Origin of the sequence: Tardiphaga sp., from assembly GCF_041424195.1 — a bacterium.
In the GTDB taxonomy this organism is placed as follows: domain Bacteria; phylum Pseudomonadota; class Alphaproteobacteria; order Rhizobiales; family Xanthobacteraceae; genus Tardiphaga.
The window spans coordinates 52,723-78,862 of the sequence record NZ_JBGMOE010000075.1 but is presented as its reverse complement, the minus strand read 5'-3'; the positions used below and the strand labels follow the sequence as shown (position 1 = coordinate 78,862).

Sequence of the window (26,140 nt, the reverse complement as noted above, 5' to 3'; positions counted from 1 at the left end):
CGGCCTGCAAGCCTTGAGGGCTCGCCGGGACACGCCGCCACAAACGGGAACTGCATCATGACATCTCCAGAGACATCGCCATTCGACCTCACCGGCCGGCGCATTGTGATCGCGGGCGCGGCCGGCGGCATTGGTAGCGCGACGGCGAAGTTGTGCGCGCGGCAAGGCGCGCAGCTCGTGCTGGTCGATATCGTCGACAAGGATAGCATCCGCGATCGCGTCGGCGCCGAACTTGCTGATCGGTCCGAGATCCACAGCCTCGATACCGGTTCGCGCCCGGACGTGACGGCGCTCGCGAAGCAGATCGGCCCGGTCTACGGACTGATCGATACCGCTGCGATCGCGCCGCATGACGACTGGATGGCCGACGATTGGGAGGAGTCGCTCGACCGCGTCATCCGCGCCAATGTCAAAGGCCCGATCAACCTGACGCGTGCATTCCTGCCGGGCATGATGGAAGCGGGCGATGGGCGCATCGTGCTGTGTGGCTCGGTGGCCGGCTGGATGGGCGGCCTGCGGACGGGGCCGCATTATGCCTTTGCCAAGGGCGGCATCCACGCATTTGTGCGTTGGCTCGCGCGACAGGCCGCGCCGGGCAATGTGCTCGTCAACGGCATCGCGCCGGGGCCGGTCGAGACGGCGATGACCGAGGGCAAGGGCTACGACACCTCGCTCTACCCGTTGAAGCGCATGGCCAAGGCGGAAGAGATCGCTGCCACCGCGGTGTTCCTGTGCGGCGCCGGCAGCGGTTACGCATCCGGCGCGATTTTCGATATCAACGGGGCGACCCACTTTCACTGATCGCGATTCACACAGATGTCCGCCCCTTGCGCAAGGCGAATGTCACTTGGTTCGGTTGCGAGAGTATCGACACCCCGCTAGGCTAACAGGCACAGCAACCACCACGATGAGAGTACCCATGAGCCCGCGCGAACATCTCGATCAATTGCACCCGGAAATGACTGCATGGCGCCGGGATTTCCATGCGCATCCGGAGATTGGCTTCGAGGAAGAGCGCACCAGCGCGCTGGTGGCGGAAAGATTATCGGAATGGGGCATCGAGGTGCATCGCGGATTTGGCGGTACCGGTGTGGTGGGCGTGATCCGTGGCCGTCATCAGGCGGCCGGCAGCAATCGGGCCATCGGCCTGCGCGCCGATATGGACGCGCTGCCAATGGAGGAAGGGAATGGTTTTGCCCATCGCTCGCAGAATCCCGGACGCATGCATGCGTGCGGCCATGACGGTCACACCACCATGTTGCTCGGCGCGGCCAAGTATCTCGCCGAGACGCGCAATTTCGCCGGCACCGTGCATCTGATCTTTCAGCCGGCCGAAGAAGGCCTCGCCGGCGCCAAGGCGATGATGGACGACGGGTTGTTCGAGCGTTTCCCGTGCGATTCCATTTATGCGATTCACAATAGCCCGGATATGCCGCTCGGGACTGTCAAGGCGCTGACCGGTACGGCGCTGGCAGCAATCGATTATTTCAAGGTGACGCTGCGTGGCCGCTCGTCCCATGGCGCGCACCCGCATCAGGGTATCGATACGGTGGCCATGGCCGCGCAGGTGGTGAATGCGCTGAATGCGATCCCGTCCCGTCAGGTCGATGCGCTGGAATCCGCCATCATCAGTATTGGCCAGATTCATGGCGGCACCTCGGATATCGTGCTTCCCGAGACGGTGGAGTTGCGCGGCTCGGTGCGTACGCTGAAGCCCGAGGTGCGCGAGCGCGTTGAAGAATTGTTCATGCGCGCGGTGACGTTGACCGCGCAGGCCTGCGGCGGCACGGCGGAGATCGAGTATCGTCACGCCTATCCGGCCACGATCAATACGGCCGATGAGACGGCGCGTGCCGCAGACGCTGCGGGGGCAGTGCCGGGCGTGACCGAAGTGCTTCGCGAAGGCAATCCGATTCTCGCCGGCGAGGATTTCGCCTTCATGCTGGAGCGCAACCGCGGTGCCTATCTGATGTTCGGCCAGCGCGGCGCGGACAACAAGGGCGGCGTGCCGGTCCACAATCCCGGCTATGATTTCAATGACGATCTGCTGCCGATCGGCGCGAGCTATCTCGCTGGATTGGTGGAGCAGGAGCTCGCATAAACGGCCGGTGTGTTGGCGCGGTCTATCTAGGCCGCGCCGGATGTCGGCCTCAAGGCGGCCTGACAGGTCTTCCCTCTTCAAAATCCATCGGCGCGCCAGTCATGGCCCGCCGATCTCTTATGCGGTGACCTCTTTGCGCGGCTAGATATCTTCGTCGTCGCGATCGCGTTTCGGCGTGGCGATATCGCCGTCTTCCTCGTCATCGTCGGGCCGCGGCGGCGTGGGCTTAGGCTTCTTCGGATTGTCCTTGGCCGGCTTGTCGTTGCCGGGGCTGCCCAGTCGTCCGCTCATCTTTTCCCCCGCCGGATCACTCGCGTTGACCTCATTCTGACCGTGATTGAAGCAGATATTGCCGCAATCCCGCAATTGCCCTGTGCTTTTCCGCATGACCGTGTAAACGGGGGCGAATCCTGCCCGATTTGAAATCTGGCAAATCCTGTTCTGGAGTGACGATGAAAAAGCCCAAGTTAGAGATTGACGAACCGCAGGCGCGCAAATTCGTTCGTGCCGACAGGGCGCCGACCGAAGGTTATTCACTGGTGGTGGATGGCCATTTCAAATCGCATCACGATACGGTCGAAGCCGCGGAAGAAGCCGGCATGAAGCTGAAGAACCAGTTTCAGATGCTTCAGATCCAGGTCTACGATTCTGCGACCAAGACCCGTACCATGATCGAATGGCCGGCGCCGAGCGCGGCCTGAGATAGATCAGATCCTGCGAAAGCAGGTCCTGGGATAGTCAGGTCCTGCGGCCGCCGCTGCGTTGATCGGCGAGCCATGCCGCCAGGGCCTGGGCCTTTTCCGTCGATTTGCTTGAAGACGTCTTGCTCGAAGACGTCTTGCCCGATTTCGCGGCGGCTTTCTTCTTCGCCGGAGCAGGGGGCGATACCGCTTCGCGGGCAAGGCGCATGGCCTTCAGTCGGGCCATGTTGTCGAGAACGGCTTTGGCCGCGGCCTCGCGTTCGGATTTCGTTGCTTTGGTGTCGTCAGTTGGCATCAGCTCGTTTTCTTTTTTCGGGTAGCTTTCGGTTTGGGCTCGGGCGGGTTGGCCAGCTCGTCGGCTTCCCTGGCGAGGCGAAGCGCGCGCAGTTCCTCGGTCCGCTTGCGGATGGCGACATCGGCCGCTGCAATCTCGGCCATAGCCTTCACGCCTTCGGCTTCCTGCGCCGCCCTGCGTGCAAGTCGGATTTCCTTCAGTTCTGCGGGTGTCTTCTGTTCCTGTTCGGTGTCCATCAACGCCTCGGGTTGGGCCACGCGATCGGTGCGCAGCAAATTCTGTGTCATTCTTATCACGTAGATATAGGAAGCGGCACCCCCGCTGCCACCTAACTGGCTGCTGCAGTTGATCCCTTTGTGCCGGAAATGCGGCGAATTCGACGCGAATGAGGCGAGGTTGCGTCCGTCGGGCCTTCCTGAGACAATCCGGTGGTAATCCGGACTGCAAGAATCTCCATGATCCGCACACTGTTCAACGATGGCGCCGACAACCTGCGCGGCCGCATCATCGCCATCTACGCCATTCTAATCCCGGCCAATGTGCTGGCCTGGATATGGGCCCTGATCGCCTTCCGCGACCAGCCGGTTCTGCTGGGAACCGCGCTGCTTGCCTACACTTTCGGTCTGCGCCACGCCGTGGATGCCGACCACATTGCGGCCATCGACAATGTGACGCGCAAGCTCATGCAGTCCGGCAAGCGCCCGCTGTCCGTGGGCCTGTTTTTTTCGCTCGGTCACTCCACTGTGGTCGTCGTGGCGTCCATCTTCGTGGCGCTGGCGGTGTCGGCACTGCAGGAGAAATTCGCGGACTTCCAGGAAATCGGCGGCCTGATCGGCACCGGTGTCTCGGCTTTCTTCCTGCTGATCGTGGCAGTGGCCAATATCTTCATTCTCGTATCGGTGTATCGCCTGTTCAAGGCGGTGAAGCGCGGTGAGCGGTTCATCGACGAGGACCTCAATATTCTGCTCGCGCAGCGCGGCGTCATCGGTCGCATGCTGCGGTCGGTCTTCGACGTGATCTCGAAGAGCTGGCACATGTACCCACTCGGCATCCTGTTCGGGCTCGGTTTCGACACGGCGACCGAGATCGCGCTGCTGGGCATCTCGGCCTCGCAAAGCGCCGACGGCATGTCGATGTGGTCGATCCTCGTATTCCCCGCACTGTTCACGGCGGGAATGTCACTGGTCGATGCGACGGACTCGGTGCTGATGGTGCGCGCCTATGGCTGGGCCTTCGTCAAGCCGATCCGCAAGCTCTATTACAACATGATCATCACGCTGGTGTCGGTGATCGTGGCGCTGGTGATCGGCGGCGTCGAGGCGCTTGGCCTGATCGGCCGCAAGCTCGACCTGTCAGGCAGCTTCTGGGATGGCATCGAGGCGCTGAACGAGAATTTCGGTGCGCTCGGCTATCTCATCATTGCGATCTTCATCCTGAGCTGGATGATCTCGGTGATCGTCTATCGCGTCAAAGGCTATGACGACATCGAGGTTCGGGTTCACGAAGCCTGAGGCGGCCTCGCTATTTGGGCGCCATCTTCTCCAGCGCCGCGCGCTTCCACAGATCCCAGGCCCGGCCATGGATCTGGTCGATCACACCCAGCGTTTTCTGGCTTTCCTCGCCCAGCAGATAGCTCACCGATCCGCCAAGGGCGAGCGCCTGTGACTGCAGCTGTGCATTGACGTTGCTGTAATGGGCGCGGAACACCGCCATCGGAATGGTGGCGGCGACCACGACGCTGCCATGGCCTCGCATTAGCGCAACGCTGCGATCGCCGAGCGTCATGGCCAGCGCCTTGCCCAGCTGCGCGTTGCTCACGAGCATGTTGCTCATGCCGGCGCTGTCGCGAATCTCGAACACCGGCACGTCAGGGAAAAGAAAGGCGCCAAGGTGAAACACCGGCCGCAGCGGCGTGCTGCTGACGCTGAAGGGAATGATCCCGGGCGAATGCGTATGGACGATGGCTTTGACGTCCGGCCGCGCCTTGTAGATCTCGCCATGGATGAAGCGTTCGAGGAAACTGGCGCGTCCCTTCGCATCGACAGGATTGGAATCGAGGTCGTATTCCATGATGTCGTCGGCGGTGACGAGTGCCGGGGCCACGGAGCGCCCCATCAGGTAACGGTTGGGGTCGGTCGGGTGGCGCATGCTGACATGGCCGAAACCGTCGATCACATTGAGATCGGTGAGGACGCGGTTCGCCACCACGAGGTCCTGCATCAACGCCGGATCGACGGGGCCGGCAGATGTTGGCGCGGGGGGCTGGGCTGCGGTCTGTGCGGAGGCCGGTTGCAGGGAGAGTGCGAACACTATTGCCAGCAGCATTGGCACAGTCGATCGTATCGACGCCATTGTAGTCCTCCCCCTGTCGAGTGGCGGGTTGGTCCGCCTTGCTCGCTATGTCATGCGGCCAGCACCGGGCCGCCAGCTTTCTTCCACGCATCGATGCCGCCATCGAGATGCGCGGCGTTGTCGATCCCCGCCTCCTTCGCCGCAGTGACGGCCATGGCCGAGCGTTCGCCGAAGGCGCAGAAGAACACGATGCGGCGCTTGGTGGCAGTGGCGACCTCGCGCAACATGCCGCCGGGCTTGAGGCTGTCCGATATCGACGGGTAGGGCGCATGCAGCGCGCCCGCGAGCACACCGTGCTTGGCGCGCTCGCCGCTCTCGCGCAGGTCCACCAGCAGGATGGCGGGATCGCCGAGATGGGCAATGGCCTCCCGCGGAGACAGCGCAAGGCCTTGTTTCTTCAGCGCGTCCGGCTTCAGCCCGACCTTCATATTGGCCGGGATTACCACATCCATCAGCTTCGGATTCGGCAGGTTGAGCTTGCCCATCAGCTCGATGTAGTCCTCGACCGACTTCACCTGCAGGCGCGGATTGTAGCGCTTCTCTTCGCCGATGGTGCTGACGGTGTCGCCCTTGTAGTCGTGCGCAGGGAACACCATCGTCTCGTCCGGCAACTTGAGCAGGCGGTTGAACAGTGAATCATACTGCGCTCGCGCGCTACCGTTCTGGAAATCGGTGCGGCCGGTGCCGCGGATCAGCAGCGTGTCGCCGGTGAAGACGCGGTCGCCCATCAGATAGCTGTAGGAGTCATCGGTGTGGCCGGGCGTATACATCACGTCGAGCTCGACGCCTTCGATCGTTACCTTGTCGCCGTCGCTGACACGCATGGCGACAACGTCGGCCTTGCTCTGATCGCCCATGATGGTGACGCAATGGGTGCGATCGCGCAGTTCGGCGAGGCCGGTGACGTGGTCCGCATGGAGATGCGTATCGACCGCCTTCACGAGCTTCAGGTCGAGCTCGCGCAGCAACTGGCAATAGCGATCGACCTTTTCCAGGACGGGATCGAGGATCAGCGCCTCGCCGCCGTGGCGGCTGGCAAGCAGGTAGCTATATGTGCCGGACACACTGTCGAACAGCTGACGGAAGATCATAGGCGCACCAATTCTGCGTGGTCGATCCTTCTTCAGATCGGGTATTCGTCAGAATATTAGCCCATTTGGCTGTGTTTGGACGATCTCTTTCTTCTCTTGTTCGTGAGCGCAAGTTCGGGATACTGCCCGCAGCAGTGAGGGCCTGATGGCGGAATATGTGGTCGAGTTCGGTCGGGATGGCCGGCGGGTGGAAGACGATGGCCGGCTCGATGCCGCAGCTTTCCATCGCAACCATGAGGCGATCTGGCACGCGCTTGCGCCTTTCCTGCGTCAGGCTTGCGGCGATGTTGTGGAAGTCGGCAGCGGCACCGGCCAGCATGTCATTCACTTCGCTGGACAAACGCCCGACATCACCTGGTGGCCGAGTGACCTCAACGACGCACATCTGAAAAGTATCGCGGCGTGGTGCGCCCATGCGCAATTGACCAATATCAGGCCGCCGCTGCGGATCGATCTGACCGATCCCGCTTGGTGTCCGGAGATGGCGAGCGGCAACGGCCCGGGCGCGCTGCTTGCTGTGTTCTGTGCCAATGTCGTCCACATTGCGCCATGGCCCGTCGCCGAAGGGTTGATTGCCGGCGCAGCAAAATATCTGCGCCCGGATGGACGTCTCTTTATCTATGGCCCGTTCAAGCGCGGCGGCAAACATACGGCCGTGAGCAATGCGGTGTTCGACACCAGCCTGCGCGACGGTAATCCTGAATGGGGCGTGCGCGATGTCGAGGAGTTGGAGCACGTCGCGCAGGGCGTCGGCCTTCGGCTGGCGGAGGTCATCGAGATGCCTGCCAACAATCTGATCCTGGTATTTGCCCGGTCGCCCGGATGATCAGCGCATGGTGCGTGCGCGCTGGCGTGTGTTGATCTGCCGCAGGGCGGTCGGCATAGTCGCCACGAATAAAGGCCCCGGAACGAACCGGGCCACATCCGGGCGGATTTCCCCATGATCGACGTGGCTACCCCAGAAATTCACGATGACGCACGCGCACGTTCCAACGTGCTGCGGCTGGCTGCGGCACAGGCACTTGGCGGCGCCAATTCGGCGGTCATTTTCGCCACCGGCGCCATTGTCGGCGCCACGCTGGCGCCGAGTGTGTCGCTCGCGACGGTGCCGATCTCGGTCTATGTCGTCGGCTTGGCCTGCGGAACGTTGCCCGTCGGCATGATCTCCCGCGCCTATGGTCGCCGCGTCGCCTTCATCATCGGCAGCGGCGCAGGCGCGATCTGCGGCCTGCTCGGCGCCATAGCGATCCTGAAAGCGTCGTTCGCGCTGTTCTGCTGTGCGACCTTCTTCGGCGGCTTCTACGGCGCGGTCGCGCAATCCTATCGCTTTGCGGCGGCCGATGGCGCCAGCGCCTCCTATCGCCCGAAGGCCGTGTCGTGGGTGATGGCCGGCGGTGTATTCGCCGGCGTGCTTGGCCCGCAGCTTGTGCAGTGGACCATGGATATCTGGTCGCCCTATCTGTTTGCTGCCAGCTTCGCAGCGCAGGCGGTCGTTGCCCTGATCGCGATGGCCTTGCTCTCCACCGTGGACGCGCCGAAGCCTGCGCCCGCAGACATGCATGGTGGCAGACCGCTGCTGGAGATCGTGCGGCAACCGCGCTTCATCGCGGCCGCGATTTGCGGCGTGGTGTCCTATTCCATGATGAACCTCGTGATGACGTCGGCGCCGCTGGCGATGAAGCTCTGCGGGCTGACGCTGAGCGACTCCAATTTCGGCCTGCAGTGGCACATCGTGGCGATGTACGGGCCGAGCTTCTTCACGGGATCGCTGATCGCACGCTTCGGCGCTTCAAAGGTCGTGGCTGCAGGCTTGGTGCTGGAGGCGATCGCCGCGGTGATTGGCATTGCCGGAATCAGCGCGATGCATTTCTGGGTCTGCCTCATCGTGCTCGGCCTCGGCTGGAATTTTGGCTTCATCGGCGCGTCCGCGCTCGTGCTGGAGACCCATCGGCCGCAGGAACGCAACAAAGTGCAGGCCTTCAACGACTTCCTGGTGTTCGGCCTGATGGCGATCGGCTCATTCTCGTCCGGCCAGTTGCTGGCGAATTATGGCTGGCCCACCGTGAACGCCGTGGTCTTCCCGCCGGTCATTCTCGGCTTGGTGGCGCTGATCGTGGCGGGCTTTGTCAGGCGCCGCGCGATGCAGCAGGCTGCGGCATTTCCCGATCCTGCGGTCTGACAAGGCGCATCGCACGCTTGCCGGCTGGGCGATCAATATCGTCCCAAGCCGGCATTTGTGAACGAACGATACTCCAAGAGACGTTTAAACGTCGTCAGACCGATCCTGTGTTTCCAGTGATCGAGGCCGGTGCAACTGTCGGCTGCGTTCGCGTGACAAGTGAGACTTGCGTCAGTCGACATCGGCCAATTGGTCCGCAGTCTCGAACGCGCCGCGCGGCCATGAGATCTGCACCACCGCGCCGTGGTCCGGAAAAATGCGATTGCTGAAGGTCACCCTGGCGCCGGTGCGCTCGAGCAGCGTGCGCGCGATGAACACGCCGAGGCCGAGGCCGCGATGCTCGCCCTCTTCGGCGGGGCGACGCCGCGACAGATAGGGTTCGCCGATCCGCTTCAGCAGGTCCGGCGGAATGCCCGGGCCATCGTCCGAGATCGAGATGACGATACTTTCCGCATTCCACCAGGCGTTCACTTCGACCTGCTCCCGCGCGAAATCGACCGCATTCTCCAGAATGTTGCCGACGCCGTAGAGGATCGCCGGATTGCGCATGCCGGCCGGTTCGGGGGCGTTGGCGACGGCGATACGTATCTTGATGGCAATGCCAAAGTCGCGATGCGGCGCCACCGCTTCCTCGATCAACTGCGAGAGCGGCATGCGGTCGAATGGTGCGCCGCTCGAATTCAGCTGCGTGATTTTGGAAAGGATCTCGCGACAGCGTTGCGCCTGTTCACGGACGGTCTTCAGGTCGTCTGCGAGTTCCGGATTGTTGTGGATGTTCTTCTCGAGCTCGCGGGAGATCAGGAAGATGGTCGAGAGCGGCGTTCCCAATTCATGCGCGGCAGCGGCGGCAAGACCGTCGATCTGGGTCAAATGCTGCTCGCGCGTCAGCACCAGTTCGGTGGCGGCGAGCGCGTCGGATAGCTTGCGAGCTTCCTCGGTGACCTGAAACGCATAGAGGCTGGTCACGCCGATGGCGGTCAGGATCGAGAACCAGACGCCGAGCAGATAGATTTGCGGCAACACCAGCGGTTCTGCGGAGTCCCATGGCAGCGGCAGATGGAAGAAGGCCAGCACGGTGGCAGAGACTGCCGCGAGAACGCCGAGTGCGATGGTGAATCGCGTCGGCAATGCCGTCGCCGAGATCAGCACCGGTGCCAGGAACAGGAACGAGAACGGATTTTGCAATCCGCCGGTGCAATAGAGCAGGCCCGCCAGTTCGATGATATTGAGTGCGAGCAGGGCAGCTGCGAAGCGCGGTTCCAGCCGGTGAACCGGATTGAACAGCGTCTGCAGGACGAGATTGAGGGTCGCCGACAGGCCAATGATCGTCACGCAGGGAATGATGGCGACGTCATATTCGAGCCCCTGCACCACGACGAAGATCGCCGCCAACTGGCCGAGCGCAGCGAGCCAGCGCAACCGCAGGATCGTGTCGAGGCGAACATGGCGGCGCGGCTGGCGAAAGTCGGAGGCGGAAATATCGGTCATATCAGGACATTAGACGGCTCAGGCGATGACCACAAACCCATGCGGGCTGCGGCCACTTGAAGCGCCCAAGCTTGCCTTCGCCGCCACAATGCCGCATGGAACGGCCGCAATGGCGATTGAAGACATCAAGTCAGGTCATGCGGCGACGGTTGATCGCAATGCTTCGGCGGCGATCGACGTCGCGCATCTCGTCAAACTCTACAAGACGAACCGCGCTGTCGACGACATCTCCTTCAGGATCGCGCGCGGCAGCATCACCGGCCTCCTGGGCGGCAACGGCGCCGGCAAGACCACCACCATTGCCATGATCATGGGGCTGACGCTGCCGACGTCGGGAAAGGTCTCGGTGCTCGGCTGCGCGATGCCGGCGCAATCAGCCGAGGTGCTCGGCCGGATGAATTTCGAAAGCCCTTACGTTGACATGCCGATGCGCCTCACGGTGCGGCAGAACCTGACGGTGTTCGGCAAGCTCTACGCGGTGCCTGACTTGAAGGGGCGTATCGCGCAACTGGCCTCCGATCTGGACCTCACCGATTTTCTCGACCGCGCCAGCGGGAAGCTGTCGGCAGGCCAGAAAACGCGTGTCGCGCTGGCCAAGGCGCTGATTAACGAGCCGGAGCTGTTGCTGCTCGATGAGCCGACCGCCTCGCTCGATCCGGATACGGCGGACTGGATCAGACAGCATATCGAGACCTATCGCCGGAGCCACAATGCGACGATCCTTCTGGCGTCGCACAACATGCTGGAAGTCGAGCGGCTGTGCGACCGCGTCATCATCCTGAAGAAGGGCCGCGTCGAGGACGATGACAGCCCGGAGCAGATTTTGCTGCGCTATAACCGCACGACGCTGGAAGATGTGTTTCTCGACGTCGCGCGCGGTCGCGACCGGGAGCAGGCGCCATGAGCCTTGTGGAGCGGTCACGCGGCATTGCCATGCATCGCATCAATGCGATGGTGCTGCGCTACTGGTATGTCCTGGTGTCGTCGTGGCCACGGATGCTGGAGCTGGTTTACTGGCCGGCGCTGCAAATCATCACCTGGGGCTTCCTGCAGAATTACATCTCGCAGAATGCCGGGTTCTTCGCCCAGGCGGGCGGCACGCTGATCGGCGCGGTGATCCTGTGGGACATCCTGTTTCGCGGCCAGCTCGGCTTCTCCATCTCCTTCCTCGAGGAAATGTGGGCGCGCAATCTCGGTAACCTGATGATGAGCCCGCTGAAGCCGATCGAATTTCTGCTCTCGCTGATGGTTATGAGCCTGATCCGTCTTGCCATTGGCATCATCCCGATGTTGATCCTCGCGATCGTGTTCTTCAAATTCAACCTGTTCGCTTTCGGCCTGCCGCTGATCGCGTTCTTCTGCAATCTGATTTTCACCAGCTGGTCGCTCGGTATCTTCGTCTCTGGTCTGGTGCTGCGAAACGGTCTCGGCGCCGAGAGCATCGTCTGGACGCTGATGTTCGGGCTGATGCCGCTGGCCTGCGTCTACTATCCCGTCTCGGTGTTGCCGAGCTGGCTGCAAGTGATCGCCTGGGCGTTGCCGCCAACCTATGTATTCGAAGGCATGCGGGCGCTGTTGTTCGATCATACCTTCCGCGCCGATCTGATGTTCACCGCCCTCGCTATCAACATCGTGCTGCTTATTGTTTCATTCGCGATATTTCTTGGGCTTTTGAACAGCGCCAGGCGCGCCGGATCGCTGATCTCCGGCGGCGAATAAGACCATTTATCAAGGGATAAGCGCCGTTTTTACCGCCAATGGCCCCAAAGCCATGGGTACGGCGCATTGACGCTTTCTTACGCAGACACCAGTATATTACTGCAGCGCAAAAGCAGACGCTAAACCAGTGAGGACAGATGCCGATAGGTGAATTTGGCAGGCCGCCAGCCTTGCCGTCCGAGACAAGCCCGGCTCTGACCACGCCGATGTACTGGATGTATGAGATGGCCTACGCGTCGCTCAATCCGGCACGCGCGATCACAGACGCTACCAAGATGCTGTTTCAGAATCCGCTGAACCCGTTCTCGCAGACCGAATTCGGCAAGTCGGTGACGGCGGGCTGCGAATTGTTCGAGCGCACCACGCGCCGCTACGGCAAGCCGGAATGGGGCCTTCACGATACCGACGTGAACGGCGTGCGCACGCCGATCGAGATCCGCTCGGTGTGGGAAAAGCCGTTCTGCCGTCTTCTCTATTTCGATCGCAAGCATCCGCGCCCGCTGCGTGTGCCGCAGCCGCGGGTGCTGATCGTGGCGCCGATGTCCGGCCACTACGCGACCTTGCTGCGCGGTACCGTCGAAGCCTTCCTGCCGACCCATGAGGTTTACATCACCGACTGGTCGGATGCGCGTCAGGTCCCTCTGGCCGCGGGCCGCTTCGATCTCGAAGACTATATCGACTACGTCATCGAGATGTTCCACGTGCTCGGTGGCAACGTCCATGTTCTCGCCGTCTGCCAGCCTGCCGTGCCGGTGCTCGCAGCGGTGTCGTTGATGGAAGCCGAGAACGATCCCTATGTGCCGCTGTCGATGACGCTGATGGGCGGCCCGATCGATACGCGCCGCAATCCGACCGCCGTGAACAATCTTGCGGCCGAAAAGGGCATCGACTGGTTCCGCAACAACGTCATCACCAAGGTGCCGTTTCCGCATCCGGGCGTGATGCGCGACGTTTATCCGGGATTCCTGCAGCTGAACGGCTTCATCAGCATGAATCTCGACCGCCACATGGATGCGCACAAGAGGCTGTTCCAGAACCTCGTGAAGGGCGACGGTGATCTCGTCGACAAGCATCGCGACTTCTACGACGAATATCTGGCGGTGATGGATCTGACTGCAGAGTATTACCTGCAGACCGTCGACACGGTGTTCGTCAAGCACGCGCTGCCGAAGGGCGAGATGACCCATCGCGGCAAGCCTGTCGATCCCTCGAAGGTCGTCAACGTCGCGCTGATGACCGTCGAAGGCGAGAAAGACGACATCTCCGGCCTCGGTCAGACCGAAGCGACGCATATGTTGTGCAGTTCGATCCCCGATGATCGTCGTGTGCATTATGTTCAGAAGGGCGTGGGACACTACGGCGTGTTCAATGGATCGCGATTCAAATCTGAAATCGTGCCGCGCGTGTCCGACTTCATGCTGAGCGCAGCAAGCCCACGACAGCGCGCTGCTGCTGCGGAGTGATTCAACACGCGCGCATGCGATGATGATGCATCGTCATCGCATGCGCGCGATCAACATCGATGAATCGAAAACAACATCGTTGAAATGCGCGATCATCGCGTGCGAGTTGTGGCGGCGGGCTTTCTAAGCCCTTGAAAACAGGTCAAGAAAACGGATTTTCCGCCTATTTGTAGGGGTGGTGCGCGATTCAATCCTAGATTCAGGGTTCCATCCCGAATCTGAATCGAGATTCCTGTTCCAGACCCCATCTGCTAGGGGACAAATTGCCTTTTGACCCCGTATATTGGGCAAATGATTTGTTTTTGCGCTGAGCAATTCCCGTGGCGGCGGTTATGGCAGAATCCGGTCGATCTACTGACGACCGGGACTACTGACATGGCCTTCCGCGCACTTCTCTATCGCCGCCCCACCGAACCGGACACGCTTGCCGTCAAACACGGCTCGCAAATGTTCGCCATACGCCTGCGCAGGCACCGCCGTGCGACGCGTTATACGCTGCGCATTCATCCGAGCGAGCGCGAAGCCATCCTGACCATGCCGCCGCGCGGGTCATTGGCCGATGCGAAGGACTTCGCACAGCGTCATGGTGCCTGGATCGCCGCGCGTCTCGGTCGTTTGCCGAAGGCAGCACCATTCGAACACGGCACAACGGTTCCGCTGCGGGGAACTCCGCACAGGATTGTGCATCGGGCAGGGCGGGGGACGGTATGGACCGAGACCCGCGACAGCGGCGAGAAGATCATCTGTGTCGCCGGCGATGTCGAGCATATCGATCGTCGTATCCACGATTTCCTCAAGCGCGAAGCCAGGGCCGATCTTGTCAAGGCATCGAACCGCTATGCGGCGCAGCTCAACGTCAAGGTGAAGCGGATCTCGATCCGCGATCAGTCGAGCCGCTGGGGGTCATGCACCACCGAGGGATCGCTGTCGTTCTCGTGGCGGCTGATCCTCGCACCGCCCTTCGTGCTGGATTATCTCGCGGCCCATGAAGTCGGGCATCTCGTCGAGATGAACCATTCGGTGAAGTTCTGGCGCGTGGTCGGGCGGATCTGCCCGGCGACTGAACGCGCCAAGGCCTGGCTCGATACCCATGGCAACGACCTGCATCGCTACGGCGTGCAGGATTGAGCTCCCTGTCCCGGCCGCGATGCTGCGCATCGCGTGTCCGGGACACTCGCTCACTATCTCCCGAACAACCGCTCCGTCAGCCAGCCATCGAGTCCGCTCGCGGCTTCCGGCCGCACATTCTGCTGCGGCTGCTGACGCGCGGCGGGATAGGCGGTCTGGGTCGGCGCCGGCGGCTGCGGGCGATAGCCGTTATAGACCGGTGCGCTCGGTACATAGCCGCGTTCCGGTGGCGCTGAGGGCGACGGTGCGGTCGATCCGGGCAGCAGGCTCGACAGGGCCTGGCCAATCGGATTGGTGCTGAACGAGTTCGACGGCGCCAGACCCGGCACCGGCTGCGGCTGCAGGCCCTGATGCGCCGTTTTCATGAAGCGCGACCAGATCTCCACGGGCAGGCCGCCGCCGGTCGCCTTCTTGGTCGGCGAATTGTCGTCATTGCCGAGCCAGACGCCGGTGACGAGCTGCGACGTGTAGCCGATGAACCAGGCGTCGCGGAAATCCTGGCTGGTGCCGGTCTTGCCCGCGGCCTGCCAGCCCGGCAATTCGGCCTTCTTGGCGCTGCCGGACAAAATGGTCTGCTGCATCATCGTGTTCATCATCGCCACGGCGCGGCCGTCGATCACCTGGCTCGCGGTCTCGGCCGGGCGCGTATACAGCGTCTTCTTGCCTTCCACCGTGCGGATCCGTGTCACCACATGGGGCGACACGCCGAGGCCGCCATTGGCGAAGGGCGCATAGGCACCGACCAGTTCGGTCATCGACACTTCGGACGTGCCGAGCGCGATCGAGGCATTGGCTTCCAGCTTCGAGGCGATCCCCATGCGATGCGCGGTGCGCACCACGCTGGCCGGGCCGACCTCGATGCCGAGCCGCACAGCCACCGTGTTCAGCGACATCGCCAGCGCCTGGGTCAGGGTCACCGAGCCGAAATATTCGTGAGTGTAGTTCTCGGGCTTCCAGCCCTTGATATCGATGGGCGCGTCGGTGCGGATCGTCTCCGGCGTCAGCCCCGCCTCGATGGCGGTGAGATAGACGAACGGCTTGAAGCTCGAGCCCGGCTGGCGCTTGGCGGTCACCGCGCGGTTGAACTGGCTCTCCGAATAGTTCCGGCCGCCGACCATGGCGCGCACCGAACCGTCCGGCGTCATCGCCACCAGCGCGCCCTGCGTCACATTGAACTTCACGCTCTTGGCCGCAAGCTCATCAATGATCGCGGCTTCGGCGACGCTCTGCAGCTTCGGATCGATGGTGGTCTCGACAATGATGCTCTCGTCGACCTGGCCGACGAGATCGTCCAGCACTTCGCCGATCCAGTCGGCGACATAATTCACCGTGCCGGCGCCCACCGGTTTGACGTTGTATTGCGGCACGCCGGTCGCGCCCTTGGCCTGCGCAGCCGTAATGAACTCGGCGTCCTGCATCGCCGCCAGCACCACTTTGGCGCGCGCTTCCGCGCCTTCCGGATTGCGGTTCGGCGCAAGGCGCGACGGCGACTTCACGAGCCCCGCCAGCATCGCCGCTTCCGCCACGGTGACGTTCTTCGCCGGCTTGCCGAAATATTTCTGCGCCGCCGCTTCCACGCCGTAAGCGCCGGAGCCGAAATAGACGCGGTTGAGATAGAGTTCGAGGATCTCGGCCTTGGAATGCTTGCGCTCCAGCCAGAACGCCAGCTCCACTTCCTGCAGCTTGCGCGCCATGGTGCGCTCCTGCGTCAGGAACAGGTTCTTGGCGAGCTGCTGCGTCAGCGTCGAGCCGCCCTGCGACACGCCGCGATGCATCAGGTTGGCCGCCGCGGCGCGCGCGATGCCGATCGGGTCGACGCCGTAATGCGAATAGAACCGCCGGTCCTCGATGGCGATGAAGGCCTTCGGCAGATAGGGCGGCAGATCCTTCAGCGACACATTGGCGCCGGCCTGTTCGCCGCGCGTCGCCAGCACCGTGCCGTCCATGCCGACGATCTGGATCGTCGGCGGGCGCTTGGGAATTTCCAAAGATTGGATCGGCGGCAGATGCGCGCCCACATAGATCACGACGCCGACAATGGCGATCGCCGCCCACAATCCGAGCACCGCGCCCCAGTAGACCAGCCGCTTGATGCCGCGCGCGATGCCGCCCGAGCTGCGCGCCTTGCTGGATGTCCGGGATTTGCGCGGCTTGTCGCCGCCACCACTATTGGATTCGCGCTTCGGCGCCTGTTTGGGCGTCTTCTTCGGCCGATCGTCGCCGCCGCCGGGCACGCGATCATCTGCCGTGAGGCGAAGATCGGACAACGCGGCGCCGATCCCGAAGGTCGGCTCCTTGCGCCCGCTCTTTTTCTTGCCCCACGCCATACGCAAACACCACGTCACCCGATGCCGCGGAGCCTAGCGGGCGCGGTTTAAGGCGCCGTTACGCAGAAGTTAACGCAAGGGAAACGCGGTTCCATTCTCACCTCTCCCCGCGTCCGGGCGAAGCGAAGCTTCGCGCAGCGAAGGTTCGGGTGAGGGGCCGTGCACGATGCGCGACATAGACGCGACCTTCACGGGTCGTATCGCGTGACGAGCGTTGCCGATCCGGGATCGGTAAGGCCTGAATGCCCGGCACTTCTAGCGAAGCGGCGCTTCGCGCTTTGGCCGTGCATGACGGAGTTAGGGTTGCTGGCAACCGGGTTGAAAGCCACGCGCAGGTGACACTGCGCGTGGCTTTGTCGTGTGGAGTCTAACCTGCGGCATCGTCCTCGATGATCGGGCCGAACAGCTCCCAGCGCTCGCCGTTGAAGCGCTGCATCTGCAGCTGCTTGTTGACGCGGTAGTCAGTGGGGGAGGTGGAGACGCTCATGCCGGGCAGGAGGATGTCGCTCGAGATGTTGGACAGCGACGACGCCTGCTTCATCACATTGGCGCGGGTGAGGTCGTCGCCGCAGCGCTTGAGCACTTCCACCATCAGCTGCGCATTGCCGTAGCCATAGGTGTTGAAGTTCGAGTTCTTGTCGCCCTCGGGATAGTATTTCTCCATGAAGGTGAAATAGCGCTTCATGCCGGCATCGTCCTTCCACTGCGGGTCCAGCGGGTCCTTGCCGTAGTTGGTCGAGATCAGGCCCTTGGAATTATCGAGCCCGGCGGGCACCAGCACCGCGCCCACCGACGTGGCATTGATGTCGACGATATGGGTGGGCTTCCAGCCGAGATCGGCGACCTTCTTGATCGCCTGCGCGGCGAATTTCGGCGTCGAGGCGTTGAATAGCAGGTCGGCGCCGGAGGACTTCAGCTTGACGATCTGCGAGTCGATGGTCGGGTCGGTGAGCTCATAGGACGCATCCGAGACGATCATCGACGCGGCCTTGTCGCCGAGGCCGGCCTTCATGCCGGTGAGATAGTCGCGGCCGAGGTCGTCGTTCTGCCACAGGATGGCGATCTTGGCGTTGGGATGGTTCTTCAGGATGTATTTGGCGTAGATCCGGCCTTCGCTCTGGTAGTTGGGATTGTAACCCATGGTCCAGGGGAAGTTCTTCGGATCGGTGAAGCGGCTGGCGCCGGTGGCGGCGAACAGCTGCGGCACCTGCTTCTGGTTGAGATATTTCTGCACGCCGGCATTGGACGGCGTGCCGATGATCTGGAAGGTCAGCAGCACCTCGTCGCTCTCCACCAGCTTGCGCACTTGCTCGACGGCCTTCGGCGGCGAATAGGCATCGTCATACTGGATCAGATTGATCTTGCGGCCATTGATGCCGCCCTGCTCGTTGATCATCTTGAAATAAGCGAGCTGCGTCTTGGCGATCGAGGAATAGGCCGAGGCCGGGCCCGAGAACGGCACGGTCTGGCCGATCTTGATTTCGGTGTCGGTGGCGCCGGGATCGTATTTCTTCTGCGCGGCTGCCGGATTGATCGCGGCCGATGTGGCTGTCAGCGCAATCGCCGCCATTCCGACAAATCTGGTCGTCGTGGCGAAGCGATGAAGAAGCGAAGCTCTCATGTCGTTGCCTTCCCTGATGATATGTCTTCGACGGTCGTTCCCGTGCGGGCGCCATCGTTACCGGGGAGTGTGAGGCAAGGATTTGAGGTTGGCAAGGCAAGGAGATGGGCACTTTCCCTAACCTCTCCAGCTTCCGGCGAAGCGACGCTTCGCTAGGGGAGAGGTCGCCGCTTCTTCGCGGCGGGTGAGGGGCGGAGCGCCGATGTTGATTCCAATTCGGTAGGCGCGGTTCGGACGATCAGTGCGATCCGAGGGCGCGTGTTTGTCGCCGGTCGCGTGCCATGCCCCTCATCCCACCCTTCTCCCCACAAGCGGGGAGAAGGAGCGCCGCGGCGTTTGTGGGGGAGCTGCGTCGCTTTGCTGAAGCCTGCGCAGCCCACCCTCACGCGCTGCGGACCGACGCCAGGAAGCTCGCCACATCCGCCTTCAGCCGGGCGCTGTCGCCGGACAGCGAGCGGGCGGCGGAGAACACATGGGACGAGGCGAGACCGGTGTCGCTGGCGCCGCGTTTGACGTCGGCGATATTGGCGCTGACATCGGAAGTGCCTTGCGCGGCGCGCTGCACATTGCGGGCGATCTCCGCCGTGGCGGCGCCCTGTTGCTCGACGGCTGCGGCGATGGTCGAGGCGATCTCGGACATCCGGCCGATAGTGCTGCCGATGCCCTTGATCGCCGCCACCGAGTTCTTCGTCGCCTGCTGAATGCCTGATACCTGCTGGCCGATCTCGCCGGTGGCGCTCGCCGTCTGTTCGGCCAGTGCCTTGACCTCGGCGGCGACCACGGAGAAGCCGCGTCCGGCGGTGCCGGCGCGCGCCGCCTCGATGGTGGCGTTGAGCGCCAGCAGGTTGGTCTGCCGCGCAATGGTGCTGATGAGCTGGACCACCTCGCCGATCTTGTCAGCCGCGCTCAGCAACTCGCCGATCTGGCGGTTGGTCGTCTCGGCCTGTGCGACGGCCTCGCCGGCAATCTGCGCCGAGGCCTGCACCTGGCGGCCGATCTCGTTGACCGATGACGACATCTGTTCGGTGGCGGAGGCCACCGACTGCACATTGGCGGAGGCTTCATCGGATGCCGCGGCGACCACCTCGGTCAGTTGCTGTGACCGCGCGGCGGTCGAGGTCAGCGTGCCCGCTGCCGTCTCCAGTTCGGCCGAGGCGGACGACACCGTTTCGACGATGCGGCCGACCGCACTTTCGAAATCCCCGGCGAGCCTGTTCATGTCGGCCTTGCGCGCTTCGGCGGCGCGCTGCTCCTCGCGAAGCTTGGCGTCGAGCTCATCCGCCGCCTTCTGCTGCGCGCGCTGTTTGAAGGTCTCGACTGCCTGTGCCATGTCGCCGATCTCGTCGGCGCGGCCGAGGCCCGGCAGCACAACGGCGAAATCGCCCGATGCCAGCGTCTGCATCGCCTGCGTCATATCGGCGATCGCGCGTGCGATGCGCTGACCGAAATAGACCGCGGCGAGGCCGATCAGGATTGTGGCCAGTGCGATGGTCCAGGCCAGTATCCGCCGCGTCTGCAAGGCGCGCGCCTCGGCGGCAGCGTATTCGGCCTGGGCCGCCGCCACGAGGCCATCCAGTGTCGGCCGGTTGCGCTGAAACACTGTGGCGAAGTCGGCCACTTCGTCATTCAGCGTGGTCTGCGTCACCGAATAGGCCAGGAAACTCTCGCCATAGGCCTTCATCAGTGCGGCGAGCTCGTCGCGCACCGCGTCGGGCAGTTCCGCGGCCTTCAGCGCGTCGGAAAATTCGTCGCGCCTCTTGTCGAACTGGTCGCCATATTTTTCCTCGCCGCGCAGCATGAAGTCCTTCTCATGCCGCCGCATCATCAGCATCAGATTGGCCAGGCGGACCTGGTCGAACTGCGCCAGCCGCGTTTCGACGTCGTGAACCGCAGCGCGGAGCCTGCCCTGCAGGCCCAGCGTCTCGTTGAGTCCCAGCGATTTCTGGATCGAGGCGATGTTGTTGAAACGGGTCTGATAGACATTGAGGCCTGCGCGCAGTGCCGAGCCCTGTTTCAGCGCATCGCCCTCGGGGCGCTTGTCGACGATGGCGTCGATATCCGACAGATTCGCCAGCGCTGTTGTGATGATCTCGCCATGGGCAGCGATCAGCTTCTCGTCATGCTTGCGCAGAAATTCATTGGCGACCTGTCCGGCTTCCAGATAGTTCGCAGCCAGGCCCACCACATGCTGGCGCAGCTTGACGGTTTCATCCGATTGGCGCTGCGCGTCCGCTTCATAGGCGAGACCGATGAGACAGATCGTGCCGGTGAGCACGACAGCCATGATGCCGATCAATGCGATCTGGATACGCAGGCCAAATCTGATGCGCGGAAAATAGCGTCGGATCGCGGGAGCGCGCAAAGAGAGCTTGAACAAGAGAGCTGATCCTCGTTGATGCCGTGACCGCGCTGCGCGGTGCACCTAACGACTGTCTAGATATCTCAGCTCTGCATCGCTTTTACAAAACGCGCGCAAGATGGTTACGAGAGTCGCGCCGACTCTGACATGTGCATGTCACAATGGATCCAGCATGCGCAGCGCAACGCGCATATGAGATGTCAGCACGATGACGCAGCAGCGATGGCGACGTTTTTATGAAAAGATGCTGCCGAATTTGGTTGGCTTAGTCAGCAAAACAATCGTGAGGCGTAATTCTCATTGTCATCCCGGTTTTCGCCGGGACGACAAATGAATGGGTGAATCACGTCGCCAGCCACAACACGATCAGCGCCAATGCCGCCGGCGCGGCCTGCACATACAGAATGCGCTTGCTCACCGTCGCTGCGCCGTAAACACCGGCGACGATCACGCACAGCAAGAAGAACGCCTTGATCTGGAAGGCGAAGGCGGGTGCTGGATGAAGCAGGCCCCAGATCAGCCCGGCGGCGAGGAAGCCGTTATAGAGGCCCTGATTGGCGGCGAGCACAGCGGTGATCTCGGCCTTCTCCGGCGTGTTCTTGAACGTCTTCAGCCCCTGCGGCTTCTGCCAGAGAAACATTTCCAGCACGAGAAAATAGACGTGCAGCACAGCGACCAGTGCGGTGAGAAGATTGCCGATGAAGTTCATGAGAGCCCCCCGTGTTCATTCCCTCTTCCCGCTTGCGGGGAGAGGGTGGCGTGACGAGCGTAGCTCGTCGCGACGGGTGAGGGGGAGTCAGAGTTTTGCTCTCAGGCTTCCCCTCACCCGCCTTCCACATGCTACGCATGTGAAAGTCGACCTCTCCCCGCAAGCGGGGCGAGGTAAGAAAGGTCACCCCATCGCCGGCTTCGCCACCGGCGTCTTGTCGAGCCACGGACGCGCGGGGGACGCGAGGCCGGTGAGGCGGCCCTGGATGTAGTCGCAGCCCCAGTCGCGCAGCATCAGGCCGGACTCCTCGTCCTGTACCCATTCGGCGACGGTCTTGATGCCGAGCCGGTGGCACAGATCGATCAGGGTCTGCACGAAGGCGCGGTCGTCGGCGGAATGCGCGATGTTCTGCACGAAGGCGCCGTCGATCTTGACGATGTCCACGCCGAGTTTGCGCAGGTTGCGGAAAGACGTGTAGCCGGCGCCGAAATCGTCGATGGCGATCCGGCTGCCGAAATTCTTCAGCCGCGTGACGAAGCCGCGGACGTCGTCGAGATCCCGGATGGCTACGGTCTCGGTGATCTCGACGATCAGCCGCTGCGCGACGCCGGGGTGCGCCGCCATCATCGATTCGATGGAGGTCCACCAGTCCGGATCCATCGTGGTGTCGGGCGAGATGTTCAGCGAGAGTTGCACGTCCGGTGCGGCGGCGAGCTCGGCGACGACGAGTTCGAGCACACGGTGATCCACCAGCCGGATCAGCCCCAGTTTCTCGGCCACCGGCACGATATCCGGCGCCAACAGCAATTGCCCGTCATCCTGCTTCATGCGCACCAGCGCTTCATAGAAAGCAGGGGTGCGGCTGTCGGCATGCATCACGGGCTCAAAGGCCGTGACGATACGGCGCTCGTTCAGCGCGGTGACGATCTCGTCGGTGACGCGGATATTGACGCGGCGCTGCGCATCGCGCTCCACATTCGGCCGCCACAGGGCAAAGCTGCCATGGCGGCGGCGCTTGGCGCCGTCCAGGGTTTCCTGCGCGCGGTTGACGGCTTCGTTGACGTTCTGCGCATAACGCGGAACGTTGACTGCGCCGATGGTGGCGGTCGCCGAGACCGGGCCCGACTGGGTCGGGATCACCTCATCGCGAATGCCCGCCAGGAAGCGCTCGGCGGCAATCGTGGCATCGTCGACGGTGCAGTTCTTCAGGATCAGGCCGAACTTGTTGCCGGAGAAGCGGCCCATCACGTCGCCGCCGCGCAGCCGCGTGCGAATCCGCTTGGCAATCTCGGCGATGACCTCGTCGGCGATATCGAAGCCGAAGGCGTCGTTGATGCGCGCCAGATGGTCGATGCCGATCAGCATAAAGGCAAAGGATGAGCGAAAGCGCGTTGCCTCCTCGATGGCTTCGGCGAGAGATGCCAGAAGATGCGCGCGATTGAGTTCGCCGGTGACGGGATCGTGCTGGGCCAGTTTCAGCAGTTGTTCGTCGCGGGCATGGCGTTCGCTGTTGATGCGGACGACGCCTTCGACACGCTCCGCCTTGCCCGCGGCATCGGCGTGGCAACTGCCGCTCTCTTCGATCCACAGCACGGCGGCGGTGGTCGAGGCGCGCAGTCCGTATTCGATCCGGTAAGTGCCGCCGCCGGATGCCAGCGCCCGGGCCAGTGCCTCGGTGCGAATGCCGCGCTGCGGCTCGATCAGTGTCGCGAGCCCGGCGCCGCTGGCGATGGTCGCAGGGGGAATGTCGGTGAAGATGGCGGCGGCCTGGCCGGTCCAGGCGATCCGGTCGCTGGCGATGTCCCAGATGAAGGCGGCCTGACCAAGTGCGGCCAGAATCTCTGCTGCCTGCGGCTCGGAGGCGCCTGCGGCGCTCTGGGAAACAGCGGATGTCAAAGTCGCCTCGTTTTGGGACGCCATCGGGTGATTCGCCCCCGACAATACGGCTCAGATCGTCACAATCGTTAGTCAAAGTTCCTAAAGACTTAAGAAAGTGTAGCCCGGCAGGCCTTCGCAGACCTGATCAGGCCCTGATCTCAGTTGTGGAGAGCCGCGGCACGACCCTTGCGACGCAGAGGGTGGAGGGGCAACCCTCGTCCCGAATTGAGACGTGAGTGCTGTTAACGATGTCAATTTCCGCGACCCGAGCCTACGTCACGACGCCGCATCCGATGCGGCGCGCCGGCGATTTCGTGGTCGAGAAAGATCCGGCCATCGTGGAGGCCGTCGCGCTGACGCGGACCGAGCCGGTCCAACATAGTGCGCCAGTGTCGTCGCGCGTGGCGCGGCCCGACGCATCCTTCATTGCACATCTGATTGCGACTGCCGATCAGGCACCGCAGACCCGCGAGCTGCGTCGTGCAGCTGTCGCCGATGTCGAGGCGGCCTATCGGGCGGTGGCGATGACGAATGTTGCGGGATCGGTGATCAACCGCACGCAGCGGGTGATCTGAAACCTAGCTCTTCGGCTTGTCGTCAGGCGAGGCGATGCCACCGGGCTGCAAATCCGGCGATGTATGCGCCACGACTTCCGGCGGGATCGGGGTCGATTCCAGTTTCGGTTCGATCCGTTCGACCTTCTCGACCTTTGGCTCCGGACGATCGGTCAGCACGGGTGCGGCGACGGGCGCTGCGGCCTGAGCGGGCGCGGGCGGAGGCGTCGGAGCGACTGGCGCTGGCTCATAACGCGGTACCGGCTCGGGTGCATAGACCGGAGCGGCGACGCGACGCGGACGGCGGGCGCGCAGCGAGATGCCGGCGAGGAAATCCACCATCGCCGTCAGTGTGATCAGGAAGAAGGTCGCATTGCCGAATTTCGGCAGCATCACGAACTCGGCGGCGGCAGCGCCGAACACGAGCAGCGAGAGGAAATGGTCGGTGAAATATTTCGGCGCCGGGCGTGCGGCGCGCATCACTTCCAGCCACAGCAACAGGATGCTGAGCGCAACGAGCAGGTCGTTGAGCGTCACCATCCAGATGTCCTTGGACATCAGCGTGATCGGAAAGAGGGGGATCGGACCCGACAGCGCGAGGTCGGGCATCAGGAAGGCGATGATGTTGCAGATCGCCACCGGAATCAGCAGCAGCGGGAAACCGATCGACGCCATCGAAGGCCTTCTTTGCGAGCGAGAGAACCAGAACGCATGTAGGTGATGCAGGACATCACCAAGGTGACGACATCACCGAGGTGACGCGAAGGCATCACCGGGACAACGCATTAGCTCCAGAGTTGGAGCGAATTCGGGCGGAAGACCAGTTCAGAATTATTGTCTGAACAGCTTTCTCGACTTGCCCGCTGGCGCTTCGACCCGCTTGACCCGGACCTTACATGGACGAGCGAGGGCGGCGCCACCTGACGTGACGCAGCCCTCCATCCAGTGGTCAGGATTCTTTCTTCACCTTCAGAACCTGGCGACCCTTGTACATGCCGGTCTTCAGGTCGAGGTGGTGCGGGCGGCGCAGTTCGCCGGAGTCCTTGTCCTCGACATAGGTCGGGGTCTTGAGCGCGTCAGCCGAACGACGCATGCCACGCCGCGACGGCGATGTTTTTCTTCTCGGAACGGCCATAGGAAAAGTCCTTGCAGGTTCTTGGCAGATGGTTTCGATCGGCGCCCGGTGACAGGCGGCCAGCACAGAACGCGCGGGCAAAATCGCTGATAAGGCCGGGCTTATAACGGAATGACGACGCGATGGCTAGGGCGCAGCCGCGGGAATTTTGCCCCGAAGCCCGTCATTCCGGGACAAGACCGGCGGCGGAGCCGACTGGCAGGGACCGGGAATGACAGCCTAGTTCCAGCACCTCTGCAGCTCCGCCGCCTGCGCCCTTGCCATATAGGTTCCCGCCAGCCGCCGCACCCCGGGGCCCGGCGTCCGGGCGCTCCGGGTGACCGGATTTGGCAAAATGGCTGCCAAAAGCGCGGCTTCCCGGGCCGACAGGCTCGAGGCCGGCCGTTTGAAGGCATATTCGGCCCCGGCCTGGGCGCCAAACTGCCCGGATGGGCCCATTTCGGCGATATTCAGGTAGATTTCCAGGATCCGCTGCTTGGACAGGACCAAATCGACCCACATCGCCAGTGGAATTTCGAGGCCCTTGCGGATCACGCTGCGGCCGTTCCACAGGAAAAGGTTTTTCGCAACCTGCTGGGTGATGGTGGACCCGCCGCCGGAGACTTCACCGTCCTGGGCGTCCTCGATGGCGTTTTGCAGGGAGTTCCAGTCGATGCCGCGGTGGCTGCAGAATTTGGCGTCTTCGGACGCCACCACGCTGCGCGGCAGGGCCGGCGACATGGCCTTGAGATCGACCCAGCTTCGCTCCACGGGGGAACCGGTGATCCAGCGCCACGCCATCAGCGCCGAAATCGGCTGGCCCACGGCATAAAGCGGCGTCAGCAGATAGGGCAGCGCGAGAAGCAGGATTCCGATCAGGATGAGGCGGCGGATGAGGCGCAAGAGGAGCGTTCCCGGTCGGAGCTATGCCGCTGATAAAGCGAGGTTTCCCCGCTCTTTTCAAGCCGGTTAAGCTTGCCGCGACCAATCGCGGCGGGACGTCGCAGGCGCAATTGACGTGGCCTTTGCCATAGAGGATTGTCCGGCCAAATTGTTCTGGA

Annotated in this window: 25 protein-coding genes; 11 read left to right on the top strand and 14 right to left on the bottom strand. The window is 62.8% G+C overall.

Annotated features, from left to right (window positions below; genetic code table 11):
• Positions 1-57 precede the first annotated feature (57 nt).
• Both ACEK02_RS12265 and ACEK02_RS12260 read left to right on the top strand, forming a co-directional pair.
• The gene (locus ACEK02_RS12265) at positions 58-801 is read left to right on the top strand and encodes an SDR family NAD(P)-dependent oxidoreductase (RefSeq protein ID WP_371421982.1); all 744 of its coding nucleotides are present in this window, start codon (positions 58-60) and stop codon (positions 799-801) included.
• Between the two features lie 118 nt (positions 802-919).
• Positions 920-2,101, top strand: coding sequence for a M20 aminoacylase family protein (locus ACEK02_RS12260; RefSeq protein WP_371421981.1), 1,182 nt, complete (start codon positions 920-922; stop codon positions 2,099-2,101).
• Between the two features lie 141 nt (positions 2,102-2,242).
• On the opposite strand, the gene ACEK02_RS12255 is transcribed toward ACEK02_RS12260, so the two are convergent.
• Positions 2,243-2,392 carry a hypothetical protein gene (locus ACEK02_RS12255; protein WP_371421980.1) on the bottom strand — a complete coding sequence of 50 codons (150 nt, stop codon included), beginning with the start codon at positions 2,390-2,392 and terminating at the stop codon, positions 2,243-2,245.
• A 161-nt stretch (positions 2,393-2,553) separates the two neighbouring features.
• Here ACEK02_RS12255 and ACEK02_RS12250 point away from each other — a divergent pair, with 161 nt between their 5' ends.
• Entirely contained in the window at positions 2,554-2,802 is a 249-nt protein-coding gene (locus tag ACEK02_RS12250; RefSeq protein WP_092139892.1) for a hypothetical protein, read from the top strand.
• A gap of 37 nt (positions 2,803-2,839) precedes the next feature.
• Here the strand turns inward: ACEK02_RS12250 and ACEK02_RS12245 are convergent, their stop codons facing one another.
• Together ACEK02_RS12245 and ACEK02_RS12240 are read right to left on the bottom strand one after the other, a co-directional pair.
• Positions 2,840-3,097: a hypothetical protein gene (locus tag ACEK02_RS12245; RefSeq protein ID WP_371421979.1), complete on the bottom strand. Its 258-nt coding sequence runs from the start codon at positions 3,095-3,097 to the stop codon at positions 2,840-2,842.
• Entirely contained in the window at positions 3,097-3,372 is a 276-nt protein-coding gene (locus ACEK02_RS12240) for a transcriptional regulator (RefSeq protein WP_371421978.1), read from the bottom strand. Before ACEK02_RS12240 ends, ACEK02_RS12245 begins: the two co-directional genes overlap by 1 nt.
• Before the next feature lie 180 nt (positions 3,373-3,552).
• Here ACEK02_RS12240 and ACEK02_RS12235 point away from each other — a divergent pair, with 180 nt between their 5' ends.
• Positions 3,553-4,608, top strand: coding sequence for a HoxN/HupN/NixA family nickel/cobalt transporter (locus ACEK02_RS12235; protein WP_371421977.1), 1,056 nt, complete (start codon positions 3,553-3,555; stop codon positions 4,606-4,608).
• 10 nt (positions 4,609-4,618) lie between these two features.
• On the opposite strand, the gene ACEK02_RS12230 is transcribed toward ACEK02_RS12235, so the two are convergent.
• Together ACEK02_RS12230 and ACEK02_RS12225 are read right to left on the bottom strand one after the other, a co-directional pair.
• Positions 4,619-5,449 carry a class II aldolase/adducin family protein gene (locus ACEK02_RS12230; protein WP_371421976.1) on the bottom strand — a complete coding sequence of 277 codons (831 nt, stop codon included), beginning with the start codon at positions 5,447-5,449 and terminating at the stop codon, positions 4,619-4,621.
• A 50-nt stretch (positions 5,450-5,499) separates the two neighbouring features.
• A complete protein-coding gene (locus ACEK02_RS12225; protein ID WP_371421975.1) occupies positions 5,500-6,540 on the bottom strand; it encodes an MBL fold metallo-hydrolase in 1,041 nt (346 codons plus the stop codon).
• Positions 6,541-6,685: 145 nt separating this feature from the next.
• Here ACEK02_RS12225 and ACEK02_RS12220 point away from each other — a divergent pair, with 145 nt between their 5' ends.
• Entirely contained in the window at positions 6,686-7,366 is a 681-nt protein-coding gene (locus ACEK02_RS12220) for a DUF938 domain-containing protein (protein WP_371421974.1), read from the top strand.
• 114 nt (positions 7,367-7,480) lie between these two features.
• Positions 7,481-8,719, top strand: a complete 1,239-nt coding sequence (locus tag ACEK02_RS12215; RefSeq protein ID WP_371421973.1) for an MFS transporter — start codon at positions 7,481-7,483, stop codon at positions 8,717-8,719.
• 171 nt (positions 8,720-8,890) lie between these two features.
• Here ACEK02_RS12215 and ACEK02_RS12210 read toward each other — a convergent pair whose 3' ends face one another.
• Entirely contained in the window at positions 8,891-10,207 is a 1,317-nt protein-coding gene (locus tag ACEK02_RS12210) for an ActS/PrrB/RegB family redox-sensitive histidine kinase (RefSeq protein ID WP_371421972.1), read from the bottom strand.
• A gap of 109 nt (positions 10,208-10,316) precedes the next feature.
• Between ACEK02_RS12210 and ACEK02_RS12205 the strand changes: the two genes are divergently transcribed.
• From ACEK02_RS12205 to ACEK02_RS12190, 4 genes are all read left to right on the top strand, one after another.
• On the top strand, positions 10,317-11,111 hold the full coding sequence (locus ACEK02_RS12205; protein ID WP_371421971.1) for an ABC transporter ATP-binding protein: 795 nt from the start codon (positions 10,317-10,319) through the stop codon (positions 11,109-11,111).
• Positions 11,108-11,926, top strand: a complete 819-nt coding sequence (locus ACEK02_RS12200; protein ID WP_371421970.1) for an ABC transporter permease — start codon at positions 11,108-11,110, stop codon at positions 11,924-11,926. Before ACEK02_RS12205 ends, ACEK02_RS12200 begins: the two co-directional genes overlap by 4 nt.
• Before the next feature lie 137 nt (positions 11,927-12,063).
• A complete protein-coding gene (locus ACEK02_RS12195) occupies positions 12,064-13,389 on the top strand; it encodes a polyhydroxyalkanoate depolymerase (protein WP_371421969.1) in 1,326 nt (441 codons plus the stop codon).
• A gap of 291 nt (positions 13,390-13,680) precedes the next feature.
• Positions 13,681-14,517: a M48 family metallopeptidase gene (locus ACEK02_RS12190; protein ID WP_371421968.1), complete on the top strand. Its 837-nt coding sequence runs from the start codon at positions 13,681-13,683 to the stop codon at positions 14,515-14,517.
• Positions 14,518-14,570: 53 nt separating this feature from the next.
• Here the strand turns inward: ACEK02_RS12190 and ACEK02_RS12185 are convergent, their stop codons facing one another.
• The 5 genes from ACEK02_RS12185 to ACEK02_RS12165 all read right to left on the bottom strand — a co-directional run bounded on the left by ACEK02_RS12185 (position 14,571) and on the right by ACEK02_RS12165 (position 23,453).
• Positions 14,571-16,844 (bottom strand): transglycosylase domain-containing protein, encoded by a 2,274-nt coding sequence (locus tag ACEK02_RS12185; protein WP_371421967.1) that lies wholly within the window; start codon positions 16,842-16,844, stop codon positions 14,571-14,573.
• Positions 16,845-17,211: 367 nt separating this feature from the next.
• The gene (locus tag ACEK02_RS12180; protein WP_371421997.1) at positions 17,212-18,414 is read right to left on the bottom strand and encodes an ABC transporter substrate-binding protein; all 1,203 of its coding nucleotides are present in this window, start codon (positions 18,412-18,414) and stop codon (positions 17,212-17,214) included.
• 433 nt (positions 18,415-18,847) lie between these two features.
• The gene (locus ACEK02_RS12175) at positions 18,848-20,842 is read right to left on the bottom strand and encodes a methyl-accepting chemotaxis protein (RefSeq protein ID WP_371421966.1); all 1,995 of its coding nucleotides are present in this window, start codon (positions 20,840-20,842) and stop codon (positions 18,848-18,850) included.
• Positions 20,843-21,167: 325 nt separating this feature from the next.
• Positions 21,168-21,533 carry a DUF1304 domain-containing protein gene (locus tag ACEK02_RS12170; RefSeq protein ID WP_371421965.1) on the bottom strand — a complete coding sequence of 122 codons (366 nt, stop codon included), beginning with the start codon at positions 21,531-21,533 and terminating at the stop codon, positions 21,168-21,170.
• 183 nt (positions 21,534-21,716) lie between these two features.
• Positions 21,717-23,453 carry an EAL domain-containing protein gene (locus tag ACEK02_RS12165; protein ID WP_371421964.1) on the bottom strand — a complete coding sequence of 579 codons (1,737 nt, stop codon included), beginning with the start codon at positions 23,451-23,453 and terminating at the stop codon, positions 21,717-21,719.
• Between the two features lie 206 nt (positions 23,454-23,659).
• Between ACEK02_RS12165 and ACEK02_RS12160 the strand changes: the two genes are divergently transcribed.
• Positions 23,660-23,986, top strand: coding sequence for a hypothetical protein (locus tag ACEK02_RS12160; RefSeq protein ID WP_371421963.1), 327 nt, complete (start codon positions 23,660-23,662; stop codon positions 23,984-23,986).
• Between the two features lie 3 nt (positions 23,987-23,989).
• Here the strand turns inward: ACEK02_RS12160 and ACEK02_RS12155 are convergent, their stop codons facing one another.
• From ACEK02_RS12155 to mtgA, 3 genes are all read right to left on the bottom strand, one after another.
• Positions 23,990-24,640, bottom strand: coding sequence for a hypothetical protein (locus ACEK02_RS12155; RefSeq protein ID WP_371421962.1), 651 nt, complete (start codon positions 24,638-24,640; stop codon positions 23,990-23,992).
• Between the two features lie 274 nt (positions 24,641-24,914).
• Positions 24,915-25,100 carry a 50S ribosomal protein L32 gene (gene rpmF / locus ACEK02_RS12150; RefSeq protein ID WP_068732923.1) on the bottom strand — a complete coding sequence of 62 codons (186 nt, stop codon included), beginning with the start codon at positions 25,098-25,100 and terminating at the stop codon, positions 24,915-24,917.
• A 219-nt stretch (positions 25,101-25,319) separates the two neighbouring features.
• Positions 25,320-25,982, bottom strand: a complete 663-nt coding sequence (gene mtgA / locus ACEK02_RS12145) for a monofunctional biosynthetic peptidoglycan transglycosylase (RefSeq protein WP_371421961.1) — start codon at positions 25,980-25,982, stop codon at positions 25,320-25,322.
• Positions 25,983-26,140: the final 158 nt, after the last annotated feature.